Below are 15,218 nucleotides of genomic sequence, written 5' to 3'. Positions count from 1 at the left end.
GGGATGCCCCCGTTCCCCGTCGCCGCCCGCGCCGCCCTGGCCGACACCCAGTTGCGGCACAACCTCGCCCACGCCACCGGGACCATCCGCGCCAAGCGGGCGGACGTGGTGGCCGAGGTGGACAACTGGGAGGAGCTGCGGGTCGCCGGGGCCGCGATCAAGGACAACGCGCTGCGCTCGCTGGACGCGACGCTGCTGCGGCTGGAGAAGTCGTTGCAGGACAACGGGGTCACCGTGCACTGGGCGCGCGACGCCGCCGAGGCTTGCTCGATCGTGGCCGCCGTGGCGCTGAGCCACGGGGTCGACGAGGTGGTCAAGGTCAAGTCCATGGCCACGCAGGAGATCGGGCTCAACGAGGCGCTGGCCGAGCACGGCGTCGCGGCCTGGGAGACCGACCTCGCCGAGCTCATCGTGCAGCTCGGCGACGACCTGCCCAGCCACATCCTGGTGCCCGCCATCCACCGCAACCGCGCCGAGATCCGCGAGGTCTTCCGCGACCGCATGGCGGGCGCGGGCAAGGCCGCGCCGGACGGGCTGAGCGACGAGCCCGCCGACCTGGCCGCCGCGGCGCGGGCGCACCTGCGGGAGAAGTTCCTGCGCGCCAAGGTCGCGGTGTCGGGGGCGAACTTCGCCGTCGCCGAGACCGGGACGCTGGTCGTGGTCGAGTCCGAGGGCAACGGGCGGATGTGCCTGACGCTGCCCGAGGTGCTGGTGAGCGTGGTCGGCATCGAGAAGGTCGTGCCCACCTGGACCGACCTGGACGTGTTCTTCCAGCTCCTGCCCCGCTCGAGCACCGGCGAGCGGATGAACCCCTACACCTCGACCTGGTCCGGGGTCGCCCCCGGCGACGGGCCGCGGGAGATGCACGTCGTGCTGCTCGACAACGGCCGCACCCGCGTGCTCGCCGACGAGGTGGGGCGCCAGACCCTGCGCTGCATCCGCTGCTCAGCCTGCCTCAACGTGTGCCCGGTCTACGAGCGCACCGGCGGCCACGCCTACGGGTCGGTCTACCCCGGCCCCATCGGCGCCATCCTCAACCCGCTGATGAAGGGCGTCGGCGACGACGCCCAGACCGACTCGCTGCCCTACGCCTCGACGCTGTGCGGGGCGTGCTTCGAGGTCTGCCCCGTGCGCATCGACATCCCGGAGGTGCTGGTCCACCTGCGCTCGCGGGTGGTCGACGCGCACCGCCCCGGCCCGCCCTCGGCGGAGGCGCTGGCCATGCGCGCCGCGGGCTGGGTGTTCGGCCGCGCGCGCAGGCTGGGCGCCGTCGAGCGGGCCGCCGGGCTGCTGTCCCGGGCGCTGCGCGGCAGGCGGTCGCTGCGCTGGCTGCCCTGGCCGGGCTCGCTGTGGACCGGCGCGCGCGACCTGCCCGTCCCACCCCGCCGCGCCTTCCGCCGCCTGCGATCGGAGCGCCGGTGACCGCCCGCGACGAGATCCTCGCCGCCGTCCGCCGCGCCCTGGCCGACGCCGAGCCGACCCACGCGCAGGTCTCGCGCGCCTACCGCGACACCCCGCCCCCGCCCGACCCCGTCGCCCTGTTCGTCGAACGCGCCGCCGAATACCGCGCCCACGTCGTTCGGTGCGCGGAGGCCGACGTGCCCGCGATCGTCGCCGCCGCGGTCGGGCCGACCGCCCGCGTCCTGCTCCCACCGGGGTTCCCGTACCCCGTCGCGGGCCAGGTCGACACCGGGGAGACCGCCACCCGACTGGACGACTTCGACGCCGTCGTCACCACCGCCGCCCTGGCCATCGCCACCACCGGCACCCTGGTCCTCGACCACGGCCCCGGCCAGGGCCGCCGCGCCCTGACGCTCGTCCCCGACACCCACCTCTGCCTGGTCCGCGCCGACCAGGTCGTCGCCGACGTCCCCGCCGCCGTGGCGGCCCTCGACCCCGCCCGCCCGCAGACCTGGATCAGCGGCCCCAGCGCCACCAGCGACATCGAGCTGACCCGCGTCGAGGGCGTCCACGGCCCGCGCACCCTGCACATCCTGGTGATCGACCCCGCCTGACTACCCACGTTGGTGATGGTCTCACCGGCTGTGGTGCAACAGACTTCCCTTGGCGTCGGCGATGAGGGGAAGGGCCATGGGACAGGTCGAAGTGGCACTGATCGGCGCGGGGCTGATCGCGCGTCTGCACTTGGACGCGTGGGTGCTCGCCGGGGCGTCGGTCCGGGTGTACTCCGACGACGGTCGGGCCGAGGAGCTCGCGGCCGAGTTCGGGGTGCGGGCGGTGGGGTCGCTGGGCGCGGCGCTGGACGGCGTGGACGCCGTGGACATCTGCACGCCGACCGGCAGCCACCACCAGATCGCCATGGCCGCCATCGCCGCGGGGGTGGCGGTGGTGTGCGAGAAGCCGTTGTCCGCCAGCACCGCGGAGGCGGAGGAGATCGTCGACGCCGCGGAACGGGCCGGGGTGCCGCTCTACCCGGCCCACGACTTGCGGTTCTCCCCGCCGTTCGCGCGGCTGCACCGGCTGGTGGCCAGTGGTGGGCTGGGACGGGGGGCGGTCGCGCGGTTCACCGTCACCGGCTTCCACCCGCGGCCCTGGATCGGGCAGGTGTCCGCCCGCGCCGGAGGGATCCTGACCGACCAGATGCTGCACGGGGTCGACCTCGCGCACTGGATCTTCGGGGACGTCGTGCGGGTGCACGCCTACTACCAGGGCGACATCGCCACCCCCGCGCCCGCGGGGACGGTGGGGGTCGGCACCGCCGTGCTCACCCACGCCAGCGGGGCCATCAGCCAGATCGTGAGCCGGTGGACGGCCAAGCAGCTCCCGCCCATCCGCGTGGCGTTCCGGGTCTCGGGCACGGGCGGGACCGTGGACTACGACTCCGAGTGGCCGCAGGAGGTGCGGGCGACCGGCGGCGCGGCCGAGAAGTTCCAGTACCACGGGGAATCGCCGTTCGTCGCCGAGATGCGGGAGTTCGCCCAGGCGTTCGCGGGCGGCCCCGAACCGCGGCTGGGCGCGCGCGACGCGCTGGCCGCTGTCCGGCTCACCCAGGCCGCGGCGGAGTCCGCGTGGTCCGGGCGTGCCGTGGAACTTCCGGTCAAGGGGGCAGCGTGAAGATCGCGGTGTTGTCGTTCGACGAGGACTACGTCCGGCTGTTGGCGGAGATGCCGGGTGTCGAGGTCGTTGTCGCGGGCCCGGACGACCGGGTTCGGGCCGCGGCCGACCGGCTCGGTGTGGCGCATGTGGACAGTTGGGACGAGGTGTTCGCGCTGCGGCCCCGGGCGGTGGTGGTCACCAGCGAGGTCGCCCGCAGGCGGGACCTGGTCGAGCGGGCCGCCGGGGTCGGGGCGCAGGTGCTGTGCGAGCACCCGCTCGCCGTCGGGGAAGCGGACGCCCAGGCGATGGTGGACGCCTGTGCCGCCGCCGGGGTGCGGCTGACCGTCGCCTCGCCCGCTTGCTTCAGTCCCGCGTTCGCCGTTGTGCGCCAGGGGATCGCCGATAGTGGCGTGGGTGAGCTGCTGACCGTCCACGGGGCGTTCAACAGTCCGGGCCGATCTCGGGGCGGGGCGTTGGACGACCACGCGCCGTACGTGCTCGACCTGGTGGACGCCGTGCTCGGCGGGGAAGTGGCCGATCAGGTGTACGCCCAGGCCAACAGCATCGTCAGCGGACAACCGGGGACCGAGAGCGCCGCGTTCGTCAGCGTGCGCTATCCGAGCGGTGTCGTCGCGGCCATTGATTGCAGTTGGGGGCCATCGGTGAACCAGCGCGCCGGGGACACGCCTGAGATGACCTTCGTCGGCGACCAGGGGAGTGTGGAGTTCACCGCCAACCCGCGGCTGCTCGGCGGGTTCGACCGGTGGGAGGCGAAGACGGACCCGCGCTCGGTCATGCTCACCGAGTTCGTGGCCGCCGTCGCCGAGGGCCGCGCGGTCGGTCCGGACGGCGCGGCCGGGGTGCGGGCGCTGCGGGTCGTGCGGGCGGCGCGCGAGTCGGCGCGGACCGGCCGCCCGGTCGACCTGTGAGGCGGCCGGTGACCAGAATCGGGATCGTCGTGGGCACCACCCGCCCCGGCCGCCTCGGCCCCCAGGTGGCGCGGTGGGTCGAGAAGACGGCCAGGGAGCGCGCGGACGCCGAGTTCGAGCTCGTCGACATCGCCGACTACGACCTGCCCCTGTTCGACGAGCCCAGGGTGCCGAGGCTGGGCGTGTACGACCACGCCCACACCCGGGCGTGGAGCGCCAAGATCGCCGAGTTGGACGGGTTCGTGTTCGTCACCCCCGAGTACAACTGGTCGATCCCGGCCGCGCTCAAGAACGCCATCGACTTCGTCTACACGGAGTGGAACCACAAGGCGGCGGGGTTCGTCGGCTACGGCAGCAACGTCAACGGCGCCCGCGCCGTCGAGCACCTGCGGCAGATCTGCGGGGCGGTCCAGCTCGCGACCGCCTACACCCAGGTCAACCTGTCGCTGTGGACCGACTGCCAGGACTTCACGACCTTCACCCCCGCCGAGGCCCACGACGCCGTGCTCCGCCGGATGCTCGGCGAGGTGGTCGCGCTGACCACCGCGCTCGCCCCGCTGCGGGGAGCCTGAACCCTTACCAGGTTGGGGGGTGCTCAGCACCCGCGCGCTCCAGCATCCTGGATCTGCGAACAGCCACACCGCCGAGGACAGGGACGGACCCGATGACCGAGAACGCGTACCAGCAATTCGACGCGACGAACGTGGACTACGAGCGGGCGTACCGGGAGATCGCCCTGGTCGAGGGCGTCGTCATGGAGCGGATGCCCTGGGACATCGGCGGTCCGCAGCCGATCCTGGTCGAGCTGGAGGCCGCGGGCCGCCTCTCCGGCGACGTCCTCGACGTCGGCGCGGGCCTCGGCGACAACGCGATCTTCATCGCCAAGCAGGGCTACCGCGCCACCGGTGTGGACATCTCCGCCACCGCCGTGGAGAAGCAGCGCGCCCGCGCCGCCGAGCAGGGGGTCGCGGTGACCTTCGCCGTCGCCGACGCGACCCGCCTCGACGGCCTGGAGGGCCAGTTCGACACGGTGACCAGCAGCCTGGTGTTCCACTGCTTCACCCCGGCGCGCCAGCGCGAGTACGCCGACGCCATCTCCCGGGTGCTGCGCCCCGGCGGACGGCTGCTGCAGTGGTGCTCGCGCGGCGACGCGGCGGGCCCGGAGCCGATCACCGAGCAGTCCATCCGCACCGCGTTCAGCGGCCCGGAGTGGTCGATCACCGAGCTGACCGCCCGCCACCTGGCCACCAGGGCCATCGAGCAGGACGCGCACCGCGTGGACTACAAGGGCGGCAAGCTCGACACCGACGAGACCGGCGCCCTGGTGCCGATCTGGCTGCTGGAGGCCAAGCGCGTCTGACCGGCGCGGCCCCTGTCCGTCCACCGTGGACCAGCACGCGAGGTTGCCGAGATGACCGAGACGCCGATGGCGCCCCAGCACCTGCCCGCCGCCCGCCCGGCCGGTTGCCCGTTCGACCCCCCGGCCGGGCTGGCGGAGCTGCGCGGGCGGTCCGCGCTGACCCGCACGCGGTTCCCCGACGGCCACCACGGCTGGCTGGCCACCGGGTACTCCGTGGTGCGGGCGGTGCTCGCCGACCCGCGTTTCAGTCATCGCAACGACCGGCGGCACTGGCCCCTGGCCGACATCGGCCAGGGGCTGCCGCCGATCCCCGGCGACATGCTGCACATAGACCGCCCGGAGCACACCCGCTACCGCAGGCTGCTGGCGAGCCGCTTCACCATGCGCCGCATGCGCCGCTTCACCGGCGTCATCACCGAGATCGTCGCCGCCAGGCTCGACGCCATGCAGCGCCAGGGCGGCCCGGTGGAGCTGCTGGAGGTCTTCGCCCGCCCGATCCCCATGCTGTCGGTCTGCGAACTGCTCGGCGTGCCCCCCGAGGACCGCGACCGCTTCACCCCGCACGTCCGCCCCGACCGGGACGGCGCGGAGCAACTGCCCACCACCTTCGTCGACATGGGCTTCACCGCCATGCAGGACTACTTCCGCACCCTGGCCGCCACCCGCCGCACCACCCCCGCCGACGACCTCCTCAGCGACCTGGCCACCTCCGGCGACTTCCCCGACGACGAACTCGCGGGCCTGGCCGCCATCATGCTCCTCGCCGGCGTCGAGTCGACCACGAGCATGCTGTCCCTGGGCGCCTTCGCGCTGCTCACCCACCCCGACCAGCTCGCGGCCCTGCGCGCTTCCCCCGAGCTTGCCGACCGCGCCGTGGAGGAGTTGATGCGGTACTTGAGCGTCGTCCACACCGGAGCGCGGGCTGCTCTCGTGGATGTTGAGCTGGCGGGGCAGGTGGTGAAGGCGGGCGAGACCGTGGCGATCTCGTTGCAGTCGGCCAACCGGGACCCGGCTCGCTTTGACACGCCGGACGAGCTCGACATCCGCCGGGTTCCTGGGGGGCATCTGGGGTTTGGGTCGGGTATTCACCCGTGCTTGGGGAAGGAGTTGGCCCGGATCGAGATGCGGGTCGCCTTCCCGGCGCTGTTCGCCCGTTTCCCGACGCTGCGGCTCGTGGACCCGGAGAGCGTCGAGATGCGCGACCCGTCGGACAACGTCTATGGGGTGCAGAAGCTACACGTCACGTGGTGACGGCTGGAAGAGGCGCGACGAAGCACAGGGCGGGGATGCTCTCGCCTGCTCCAAAGTGGTGCTGTGCCTCGCCGACGCGGGTCCACCCCAAGCGCTCGTAGAGACGGATCGCAGCGCGATCCTTGGTCATGACGTCGAGAACCAAGCGGAGGTCGTGCTCGCCGGCGTGGTTCATGGCCGCGCGTACGAGGCGTTCACCGACCTGCTCGCCACGGGTGCGCGGATCGACGAAGAGCCGGCCGAGAACGGCGACCGCATTGCCATCGTGCTCGGGGTGGTTCGCCCACAAGGCCGCGGCATCGTCACCCGGACCTGGCCGGGACACGCCGACATGGCCGACGACGTTCGTGCCCGAGGTGGCCACGAAGGCGATCAGCAGGGCGTCGGAGACAAGCCAGGCACGCGGGTCGTCCACTCCCTCGACGGGGTAGCCGTCCTCATCGTGCACGCGGACCAACACCTCCGCCGCAGCCGGGAGGTCGGCCTCGTTCCTCGGGCGGACGGTGACGGCGGTCATCAGGCTTGCACCGGGATGGTGTAGTCGAGGCCGTTGGTGTCCGCCCGCATCGTGAACACGGTGACCTCGAACGGAGTGCCTTCGTGGTCCATCCCGGTGTGGACCACCTCGATCACGGGGACACCGTCTGGGATGTCGAGTCGCTCCTTCTCGTCGTGGCGGGGCATCCGTGCGCTGATCTCCTCCCGGATCGTCGCGATCGGGTAGCCCTGGTCCGCGAACCGGGCGTACAGGCTGCCCTTGCCGAGGTTGGCGGAATCAGCCAGTGGTGTTGCCCCCGCGACTGCGACGGGGATGAACGTGACACCCCGTTGCACGGGCTCGTCATCCGCGAAGTACCAGTTCTCCCGGCGGATGACGGGGTCCGCCGCTGCCAGGCCCAGGCGCTCCGCGACGAAGCCGGGCGCCGGAACAGTCGTGATTGATGTGCAGTCGACTCGCGCTGTCCGCCCCTGCTTGGCAACCTCGGCGCGATAGGGGGAAAGGCCCGTCTCCTCGCGAACGCGTTGTGAGTAGCGTTCACTGCCAAAGCGCATCAGCTTCCGCGTCTCGCGAACGTAAACACCCTTCCCGTGGCGAGCGAAGACCAAGCCTTCGTCGGTCAGCAGCCGGACAGCTTCCCGCGCGGTGTTGCGAGCCACGTCGAAATCCTCGGCAAGCGTGCGTTCGGAGGGGAGGAGCGCGCCTGCGGCCAGCTCGCCCGACTCGATCCGCGCTCGCAGTGCCGCCGCGACACGGCGGCTGGCAGGCACCTGGTCTGGGTGCGAACTTTTGGTCACGAAGTCCTCCTGGTCAGAGCGTCCATCTTACTGGCTCAAGACAGTGGTTGACACCAACGAGGCCTCGTGTTTCACTGGCTTAAGCCAGTGCGTGCGCATTCACAACAGAACGGGTGGGGATAGTGGCGGCGTCGATCAAATCCGGGGATTATCGGCCGCGCACCGTGCGGGGCATGATCCTTGCCCGGAGTCTGGACGCGCAGCGCAGGCGTCTGGGGATCAGTACTCGGGATCTGGCCAGGGCGGTGCAGATGTCGCCCGCGATGGCCAATCGGGTCATGACAGGTCGGCGCGTTCCGACGTCGGTTGAGATCGGCGGGCTGTGCGCGGTTCTTGAGGTCCCTGCCCTTCGGCGTCCGATCCTGTACGACCTGGCTCGTCATGCCGATGAGACGAACTGGTTGTTGGGTTCCGGCGATGCGCCGGAGGTCGTCGGGGAGATCTCGGTCCTGGCGACGCGGTCGGTGGCCTTCGACCCGGTGTTGGTGCCGGAGTCGGTGCGGACAGCGGGGTACGCCGAGGCTGTGACCGGTGTGCCGGTGATCGGACAGAGGACGTCGCCGTCGTCGGGGGTCGCGCGGGTGCTGGTGGTCAGCGAGCGGAGCTTGGTTCACGACGGCGTTGCGGCCCCGGTGATGTCGGCTCAACTGCGTGCCCTGCTGGACTGCGCTGACGAGTGGGTGGTGGTGCGCGCTGAACTGGCCCCGCCGCAGGCGTTCACGGTGTTCTGGTTCGAGCACTTTCCTCCGGTGGTGCACGCGCGGTTGCACGGGGCGGATCTGGTGTTGGAAGAACCCGCGATGGTTTCCGGATACCAAGACTTGTGTGCCAGACTTCTGGACTCAGCCGAGTCTGGTGAGGACAGTCGGGGGGTAGTCCGAGATCGCCTGGCTGGGCTCGGCCAGCTCGGTGGTGTGCGCTGATCAGCCCTGCTGTGTCAGCCCTACCAGGAGTTCGCGGAGGTCGTCGATGCGCTGGGCCTGCTCGGCGGTCTTTTCCGGGAAGGCCAGGTCGATGCCCAGGCGGCCACCGAAGGTGCTGGCGACGTAGCCGCGGGCGGCGTCGAAGTGGGCGGGGGACTCCCGGATGTGGGAGGCGGACTGGAAATTGGTCAGGGCCAGGGCGGCGGGGGTTCGCATGGGGGGTATCCGGCCCCAGTTGGTCAGGCTGACCACCACGTGGCGGGGGTGGGGCGTCTCCTGGGGGACCTCGCCGGGGGTTTGCCGGTTCACCAGGTCGACCATGTCCAGGAGGCTGCGTTGGATGGAGCCGTCGGCCAGGCCTGTGCGGAGTTGGTCGGCGACCACCCGGGCGATGGCCACGGGGGTGGGGGTGGTTCCGGCGGGGACCATGAACCTGCCGCCGCCCACGACGTTGGTGCCCTCGGTGGGGGTGATGTGGGGGGTGACGCGGTTGCGCAGGTTGACGGTGAATCTCAGGACCAGGTCGGTCAGGGGGATGTCGCGGCTCTGGGCCTCGACCAGGAGGATGGCGGCGGACAGGAGGCCGTTGAGGGTCACCTCGTGGCGGCGGCCGAACTCGGCCAGGGCGGTCGTCTGGGCCTCGGTCAGGCGGAGTTGGGCCACGTGCCGGACGAGCACGCGCAGGTCGGGGGAGGGCTCGACGGTGGCGCCGGGGGTCTTGGCGACGGGGGTGTTGACCTGGAAGCCGCGTTCGCCGAGCAAGGCCTCCAGGGGCCTCGGGTACGGGTGGCGGGGCAGGTCGAACGGCACGCCCTCGACCGTGTCGGTGTAGCAGGACCACAGCCGCGAGAACACCGCCAGGGAGTGGTCGGCGTCGGCGACGCAGTGGTGGTTGACCAGGGTCACGCTGGCCCTGTCGCCGTCGCGCACGACGTTGAGGCCGCTCAGGGCCCTGTCCTGGCCCAGGCGCACGCCCGCCAGCGCGTGGGCGGGGTCGCCGTCGTGGACCTGGACCTCGGGCGGGGTGTCGGAGGCCACGACGACCAGGCCGTGCTCGTCGGTTCCCAGGCGGGACGCGAGCTGCGGGTGGGCGCGGCAGACCGCCGCGTACGCCGTTCGCAGGGCGTCGAGGTCCAGGCTGCCCGAGGCGCGCACGGTGTAGCCGACGTAGATCTCCTTGTCCGCGTAGACCTTCTCGGTCGGGGTGAGCGCCCGCCAGATCCCGGCTGTCGTCATCGGTTTCCCTCCAGGTGGCCCGCCTGGACCAGGCTAGGAGGGCCCCGCGCGCGAGACATCCCCCAGGCTGGTAGGGCTGGTGGTGGGGGGCGGTTCGGCATTACCAGGTTGAGGGATGCCGGGTGGTCGCGGCCCGCCTAGCTTTGGCTCCACGAGGATGAGACTCCCTGTGCGCGGCGCATTCCCCATTCGGGATTCGGCTGCCGGTCCGCGGTTCGTCTTGAGTGGAGGGTTCATGAGCGAGGCAATTTCCTTCGAGGAGCCGTGGGCGCGCACCCACCAGTTCGACCCGCCCGCGGTCTTCGACGCGCTGCGCGCCGAGCGGCCGCTGTCGAGGATGGTCTACCCCGACGGGCACGTCGGGTGGATCGTCAGCAGCCACGAGCTGGTGCGCAAGGTCCTCGGCGACCCGCGGTTCAGCCACAGCACGGAGATCGGCCACTTCCCGGTGACCCACCAGGGCCAGTTGGTGCCCACGCACCCGTCGATCCCGGGGATGTTCATCCACATGGACCCGCCGGACCACACCCGGTACCGGCGGCTGCTGACCGGCGAGTTCACCGTCCGCCGGGCGGGCCAGCTCAAGCCCAGGGTCGAGCAGGTGGCCGCCGAGCAGGTCGCCGCGATGCGCGAGCACGGCGCGCCCGCCGACCTGGTGCAGACCTTCGCCCGGCCGCTGGTGCTGCGGCTGCTGGCCGAGCTGGTCGGGCTGCCCTACGAGGAGCGCGACCAGTTCGAGCACGCGCCGACGCTGCTGCACGACCCGGACGCCAACCCCGAGGACGTCGCCGCCGCCTACGCCAGGGCCAGTGCGCTGTTCGTCGAGGTGATCGAGCGCAAGCGCGGGCAGCCGGGTGACGACCTGATCAGCCGGGTCCTCGCCAGCGACGAGCAGTTGAGCACCGACGAGCTGTGCAACGTCGTGCTGCTGCTGCTGTTCGCGGGCTTCGAGACCACCGAGAGCGCGCTCACGGTCGGCGTCTTCGCGCTGCTGCACCACACCGAGCAGTTGGCCGACCTGCGCGCGAACCCGTCGAAGCTCGACGCCGCGGTCGAGGAGCTGCTGCGCTACCTGAGCGTGAACCAGTACCACATGTACCGCACCGCCCTGGAGGACGTCGAGCTGCACGGCGAGGTCGTCAAGAAGGGCGACAGCGTCACCGTCTCGGTGCCCGCGGCCAACCGCGACCCGGCCAGGTTCGGCTGCCCGGCGGCGCTGGACATCGACCGCGACACCTCGGGCCACGTGGCCTTCGGCTTCGGCATCCACCAGTGCCTGGGGCAGAACCTGGCCCGCGTCGAGCTGCGCGCGGGCCTGGCGGCGCTGCTGGGGGCCTTCCCCGACCTCGCGCTGGCCGTGCCGTTCGAGGAGGTCCCGCTGCGGCTCAAGGGCTCCGTCTTCGCGGTGAAGAACCTGCCTGTCTCCTGGTGAGCCCTCTCCCCGAAAGGAACCGCGGCAAAGTGCGCACCGACCTCATCAAGCCACTGCCCGTCGCACTCCTGGAGAACGCGGCCCGCCTGCCCGGCAAGGTGGCCTTCGAGGACGACCGGCGCGCGGTCACCCACGACGACCTCGAGGCGCGCACGCGCAGGCTGGCCGGGCACCTGGCCGCCCTGGGCGTGCGGCGCGGGGACCGGGTGGCGATCTGCCTCGGCAACAGCGTGTCCACTGTGGAGAGCTATCTCGCGATCGTCCGGGCGGGCGCTGTCGGTGTGCCGCTCAACCCCGCCTCGGCGCCCGCCGAACTGGACTACCTGCTGTCCGACAGCGGCGCCGTCGCGGTCATCACCGACGCGGCCAACGCCGAGCTGCTGCCCGCCCTGGCGCCCGGCGCGGTGCTCCTGGTGACCGGCGATGCCCCCGCCGCCCACCACCGCTTCGACGAGCTGGCCCGCACCGAGCCCGCCGAGCCCGCCCGCGACGACCTCGGCCTGGACGAGGTGGCGTGGATGTTCTACACGTCCGGGACCACCGGGCGGCCCAAGGGCGTGCTGTCGACGCAGCGCAACTGCCTGTGGTCCGTCGCGTCCTGCTACGTGCCGATCCCGGGCCTGACCGACCGGGACCGCGTGCTGTGGCCGCTGCCGCTGTTCCACAGCCTGTCGCACATCGCGTGCGTCCTGTCGGTCACCGTCGTCGGCGCCACCGCCCGGATCATGGACGGCAGCTCCGCCGACGACGTGGTCCGGGTCCTGCGCGCTCAGCGGTCGACCTTCCTCGCCGGGGTCCCGACGATCTATGAGCACCTCGTCGCCGCCGCCGGGGCGGGCGGGCTCGAGCTGCCCGCGCTGCGGATCGGCCTGGTCGGCGGGGCGGTCACCGGGCCCGGCCTGCACCGGGCCTTCGAGCGGGCCTTCGGCGTGCCGCTGGTCGACGCCTACGGCAGCACCGAGACCTGCGGCGCCATCACGATGAACCCGCCGGGCGGCGCCCGGGTCGAGGGGTCCTGCGGCCTGCCGGTGCCCGGCGTGGGGGTCCGCGTCGTCGACCCGGGGACCGGGGTGGACGTGCCCGCGGGCGCCGAGGGCGAGGTGTGGGTCAGCGGGCCGAACGTCATGGTCGGCTACCACGGCAGCCCGGAGGCGACGGCCGCGGCGGTGCGGGACGGCTGGTTGCGCACCGGAGACCTGGCCAGCCGCGACGAGGCGGGCTACTTCACCATCCGCGGCCGGATCAAGGAACTGGTCATCCGCGGCGGGGAGAACATCCACCCGGGCGAGGTCGAGGCGGTTCTGCGCACCGCCGATGGCGTCGCCGACGTCGCCGTGGCGGGCGTCGCGCACCCCCTGCTGGGGGAGGTGCCGGTCGCGTACGTGGTCCCCGGCCCGGTCGGGTTCGACCCCGCCGCGCTGATCGACCTGTGCCGCGAACGCCTTGCCGCCTTCAAGGTGCCCGAGCAGGTCCACGAGATCGCCGCCGTCCCCCGGACCCCGTCGGGCAAGGTGAAGCGGCGGCTGCTGGCCGACCAGCCGGGCAGGCTCCGGTACACCGCGAGCGGGCGCCACGACGCGCTGCTGACCCTCGACTGGGTGCCGGTGGCGGCCGAGCCCGGTCCCGTGGCGGGGAGCTGGGCGGTGGTCGGCCCCGACGCCGGGCTGGTCGCCGCGCTGACGGCGGCGGGCGCCGACGTGCGCCAGTACGCGGACCTGGCGGCGGTGGACGCGGTCGCCGACGTGACGGTCCTCCTCCAGCGGGTCGACGCCCGGCTGCTGGCCGAGCACCTGCGCGCGGCGCGGTCCCGGCTGGTGGTCCGCACCCGCGGCGCGGTCGCCGCTGTCGAGGGGGAAACCCAGGACCTCGCCGAGGTGCCTGCCTGGGGCGTGGTCCGCTCCTTCCAGGAGAGCTGCCCGGTCACGGTCGTCGACACCGACGCGGAGCTGTCCCTGGACACGGTGCTGGCCGTGCTCGCCTCTGGTGAGCCGCAGGTCGCGGTGCGCTCGGGCGGGCTGCTGGCCCCCCGGCTGACCCCCCTGCCCTTCGTGGACGAGCCCGTGGCGCCCTGGGCGGGCACAGTGGTGGCCACCGATGTGGAGATCGCCCATCGGTTCGCCGAGGACCACCAGGTCGTCGTCACCAGCGTCGACGAGCTGGCCACGCGCTTGGACGAACTGGCCGGCCGGCCGTTCGTCGTGGTGTCCGGGGTCGCGGGCGTGCTGGGGTCGGCGGACGACCCGGACGCGGCCGTCACGGCTGTCCTGGCCGAGGCCGTTGTGCGCAACCACGGGCTGCCCGGCACCTTCCTCGCGCTGGGCGAGGACCTGCCCCCCGCGCTCGACATCGCCGCAGGCCGTCCCGCGCTGGTGGCCCTGTCCCCGGGCACCGCCCTGGGCCCGCTCGCCGGGACGTCGTCGGCGCGGAGCGAGCCCGACCCGGCCGTCACGGCGGCCCTGCGCGGCGAGCTGTCGGCCCTGGACGAGCGCGCCCAACTGGCGCTGCTGGAAGACCTGGTCCGCACCCAGGTCGCCGAGCTGCTGCACCGGTCGGTCCCGGCCGATCGCGCGTTCCGCGACCTGGGCCTCACCTCGCTGGCGATCGTCCGACTGCGCGACCGGCTGACCGGGGGCACCGGGCTGCGCCTGCCCACCAGCGCGGTCTTCGACCACCCCACCCCGGCCGCGCTGGCCGCCCACCTGCGGACCGAGGTCCTGGGGATCACCGAGCGGGTCGCCGAGCCCGCGCCGGGCGCCGACGCGGGCGAGCCGATCGCCATCGTGGGCCTCGCGTGCAGGCTGCCGGGCGGGGTGGCCGGACCCGAGGACCTGTGGCGGCTGGTGGCCGAGGGCCGGGACGCGGTGTCGGACTTCCCCGCCGACCGGGGCTGGGACCTCGACCGGCTCTTCGCCGCCGGGGGCGGCGCGGGCACCTCGTCCGCCGACCAGGGCGGCTTCCTGCGCGGGGCCGGGGAGTTCGACGCCGGGTTCTTCGGGATCTCGCCGCGTGAGGCGCTGGCGATGGACCCGCAGCAGCGGGTGCTGCTGGAGACGTCCTGGGAGGCGCTGGAGCACGCCGGGATCGACCCGACCTCGCTCAAGGGCGCCGACGTCGGGGTCTTCACCGGGCTGATGGGCCAGGGCTACGGGTCGGGCGGGGTGCCCGCCGAGCTGGAGGGCTTCGCGAGCACGGGCGCGGCGTCGAGCGTGGCGTCGGGCCGGGTGTCCTACGTGTTCGGCTTCGAGGGCCCGGCGGTCACGGTGGACACGGCGTGCTCGTCGTCGTTGGTCGCGGTGCACCTGGCGGCGCAGGCGCTGCGGCAGGGCGAGTGCTCGATGGCCCTGGCAGGCGGCGCCACGGTGATGGCGGACCCCGGTTCCTTCGTGGAGTTCTCCCGCCAGGGCGCGCTGGCCGCCGACGGGCGGTGCAAGGCGTACTCCGCGTCGGCGGACGGCACCGGGTGGGCCGAGGGCGCCGGTGTGGTGGTGTTGGAGCGGCTGTCGGTGGCGCGTGAGCGCGGGCACCGGGTGCTGGCGGTGGTGCGCGGCAGCGCGGTGAACCAGGACGGGGCCTCCAACGGGCTGACCGCGCCCAGTGGCGCGTCGCAACAGCGGGTGATCCGCCGCGCGTTGGCAGGCGCGGGCCTGACTGCGTCCGATGTGGACGCTGTGGAGGGGCACGGCACGGGCACGGCGCTGGGCGACCCGATCGAGGCGCAGGCGTTGCTGGCCACC

General features: G+C 72.8%; 13 protein-coding genes. 10 read left to right on the top strand and 3 right to left on the bottom strand.

Features of this window, described 5'->3' with window-relative positions; genetic code table 11:
- The first annotated feature begins 3 nt into the window (after positions 1 to 3).
- The 7 genes from GCL84_RS01680 to GCL84_RS01650 all read left to right on the top strand — a co-directional run bounded on the left by GCL84_RS01680 (position 4) and on the right by GCL84_RS01650 (position 6,597).
- Positions 4 to 1,422, top strand: coding sequence for a lactate utilization protein B (locus tag GCL84_RS01680; RefSeq protein ID WP_156753593.1), 1,419 nt, complete (start codon positions 4 to 6; stop codon positions 1,420 to 1,422).
- The gene (locus GCL84_RS01675; RefSeq protein ID WP_156753528.1) at positions 1,419 to 2,015 is read left to right on the top strand and encodes a LutC/YkgG family protein; all 597 of its coding nucleotides are present in this window, start codon (positions 1,419 to 1,421) and stop codon (positions 2,013 to 2,015) included. Before GCL84_RS01680 ends, GCL84_RS01675 begins: the two co-directional genes overlap by 4 nt.
- Positions 2,016 to 2,091: 76 nt before the next feature.
- On the top strand, positions 2,092 to 3,075 hold the full coding sequence (locus GCL84_RS01670; RefSeq protein WP_156753527.1) for a Gfo/Idh/MocA family protein: 984 nt from the start codon (positions 2,092 to 2,094) through the stop codon (positions 3,073 to 3,075).
- Complete coding sequence (locus GCL84_RS01665) at positions 3,072 to 3,986, top strand: Gfo/Idh/MocA family protein (RefSeq protein ID WP_156753526.1); 915 nt, start codon at positions 3,072 to 3,074, stop codon at positions 3,984 to 3,986. The genes GCL84_RS01670 and GCL84_RS01665 overlap by 4 nt, the downstream gene beginning before the upstream one ends.
- Positions 3,987 to 3,994: 8 nt before the next feature.
- On the top strand, positions 3,995 to 4,558 hold the full coding sequence (locus GCL84_RS01660; protein WP_156753525.1) for an NADPH-dependent FMN reductase: 564 nt from the start codon (positions 3,995 to 3,997) through the stop codon (positions 4,556 to 4,558).
- A gap of 92 nt (positions 4,559 to 4,650) precedes the next feature.
- On the top strand, positions 4,651 to 5,346 hold the full coding sequence (locus tag GCL84_RS01655; RefSeq protein WP_156753524.1) for a class I SAM-dependent methyltransferase: 696 nt from the start codon (positions 4,651 to 4,653) through the stop codon (positions 5,344 to 5,346).
- Between the two features lie 51 nt (positions 5,347 to 5,397).
- A complete protein-coding gene (locus GCL84_RS01650; protein WP_197522949.1) occupies positions 5,398 to 6,597 on the top strand; it encodes a cytochrome P450 in 1,200 nt (399 codons plus the stop codon).
- On the opposite strand, the gene GCL84_RS01645 is transcribed toward GCL84_RS01650, so the two are convergent.
- Positions 6,587 to 7,114, bottom strand: coding sequence for a GNAT family N-acetyltransferase (locus GCL84_RS01645; RefSeq protein ID WP_156753523.1), 528 nt, complete (start codon positions 7,112 to 7,114; stop codon positions 6,587 to 6,589). The two genes, GCL84_RS01650 and GCL84_RS01645, sit on opposite strands and share 11 nt — an antisense overlap.
- The gene (locus tag GCL84_RS01640) at positions 7,114 to 7,893 is read right to left on the bottom strand and encodes a GntR family transcriptional regulator (RefSeq protein ID WP_156753522.1); all 780 of its coding nucleotides are present in this window, start codon (positions 7,891 to 7,893) and stop codon (positions 7,114 to 7,116) included. Before GCL84_RS01640 ends, GCL84_RS01645 begins: the two co-directional genes overlap by 1 nt.
- 122 nt (positions 7,894 to 8,015) lie before the next feature.
- Here GCL84_RS01640 and GCL84_RS01635 point away from each other — a divergent pair, with 122 nt between their 5' ends.
- Positions 8,016 to 8,816, top strand: coding sequence for a Scr1 family TA system antitoxin-like transcriptional regulator (locus GCL84_RS01635; RefSeq protein WP_156753521.1), 801 nt, complete (start codon positions 8,016 to 8,018; stop codon positions 8,814 to 8,816).
- Here GCL84_RS01635 and GCL84_RS01630 read toward each other — a convergent pair whose 3' ends face one another.
- Positions 8,817 to 10,052: a phthiocerol/phthiodiolone dimycocerosyl transferase family protein gene (locus GCL84_RS01630; RefSeq protein WP_156753520.1), complete on the bottom strand. Its 1,236-nt coding sequence runs from the start codon at positions 10,050 to 10,052 to the stop codon at positions 8,817 to 8,819.
- Between the two features lie 235 nt (positions 10,053 to 10,287).
- Here GCL84_RS01630 and GCL84_RS01625 point away from each other — a divergent pair, with 235 nt between their 5' ends.
- Together GCL84_RS01625 and GCL84_RS01620 are read left to right on the top strand one after the other, a co-directional pair.
- Positions 10,288 to 11,484, top strand: coding sequence for a cytochrome P450 (locus GCL84_RS01625; protein ID WP_156753519.1), 1,197 nt, complete (start codon positions 10,288 to 10,290; stop codon positions 11,482 to 11,484).
- Between the two features lie 29 nt (positions 11,485 to 11,513).
- Positions 11,514 to 15,218 (top strand): AMP-binding protein (locus tag GCL84_RS01620; RefSeq protein WP_156753518.1); only part of this gene is annotated, 3,705 nt, incomplete at its 3' end.

This window comes from Actinokineospora pegani, assembly GCF_009745975.1.
GTDB lineage: Bacteria > Actinomycetota > Actinomycetes > Mycobacteriales > Pseudonocardiaceae > Actinokineospora > Actinokineospora pegani.
Note: the sequence above shows the minus strand (reverse complement) of the source record. Positions and strands in the feature narration are given on the sequence as shown.

Bases quoted from the DNA above. Each gene is read 5' to 3' on its own strand.
- GCL84_RS01630 (WP_156753520.1), bottom strand. From the start codon at position 10,052: ATGACGACAGCCGGGATCTGGCGGGCGCTCACCCCGACCGAGAAGGTC.
- GCL84_RS01680 (WP_156753593.1), top strand. From the start codon at position 4: ATGCCCCCGTTCCCCGTCGCCGCCCGCGCCGCCCTGGCCGACACCCAG.
- GCL84_RS01670 (WP_156753527.1), top strand. From the start codon at position 2,092: ATGGGACAGGTCGAAGTGGCACTGATCGGCGCGGGGCTGATCGCGCGT.
- GCL84_RS01625 (WP_156753519.1), top strand. From the start codon at position 10,288: ATGAGCGAGGCAATTTCCTTCGAGGAGCCGTGGGCGCGCACCCACCAG.
- GCL84_RS01645 (WP_156753523.1), bottom strand. From the start codon at position 7,114: ATGACCGCCGTCACCGTCCGCCCGAGGAACGAGGCCGACCTCCCGGCT.
- GCL84_RS01650 (WP_197522949.1), top strand. From the start codon at position 5,398: ATGACCGAGACGCCGATGGCGCCCCAGCACCTGCCCGCCGCCCGCCCG.
- GCL84_RS01655 (WP_156753524.1), top strand. From the start codon at position 4,651: ATGACCGAGAACGCGTACCAGCAATTCGACGCGACGAACGTGGACTAC.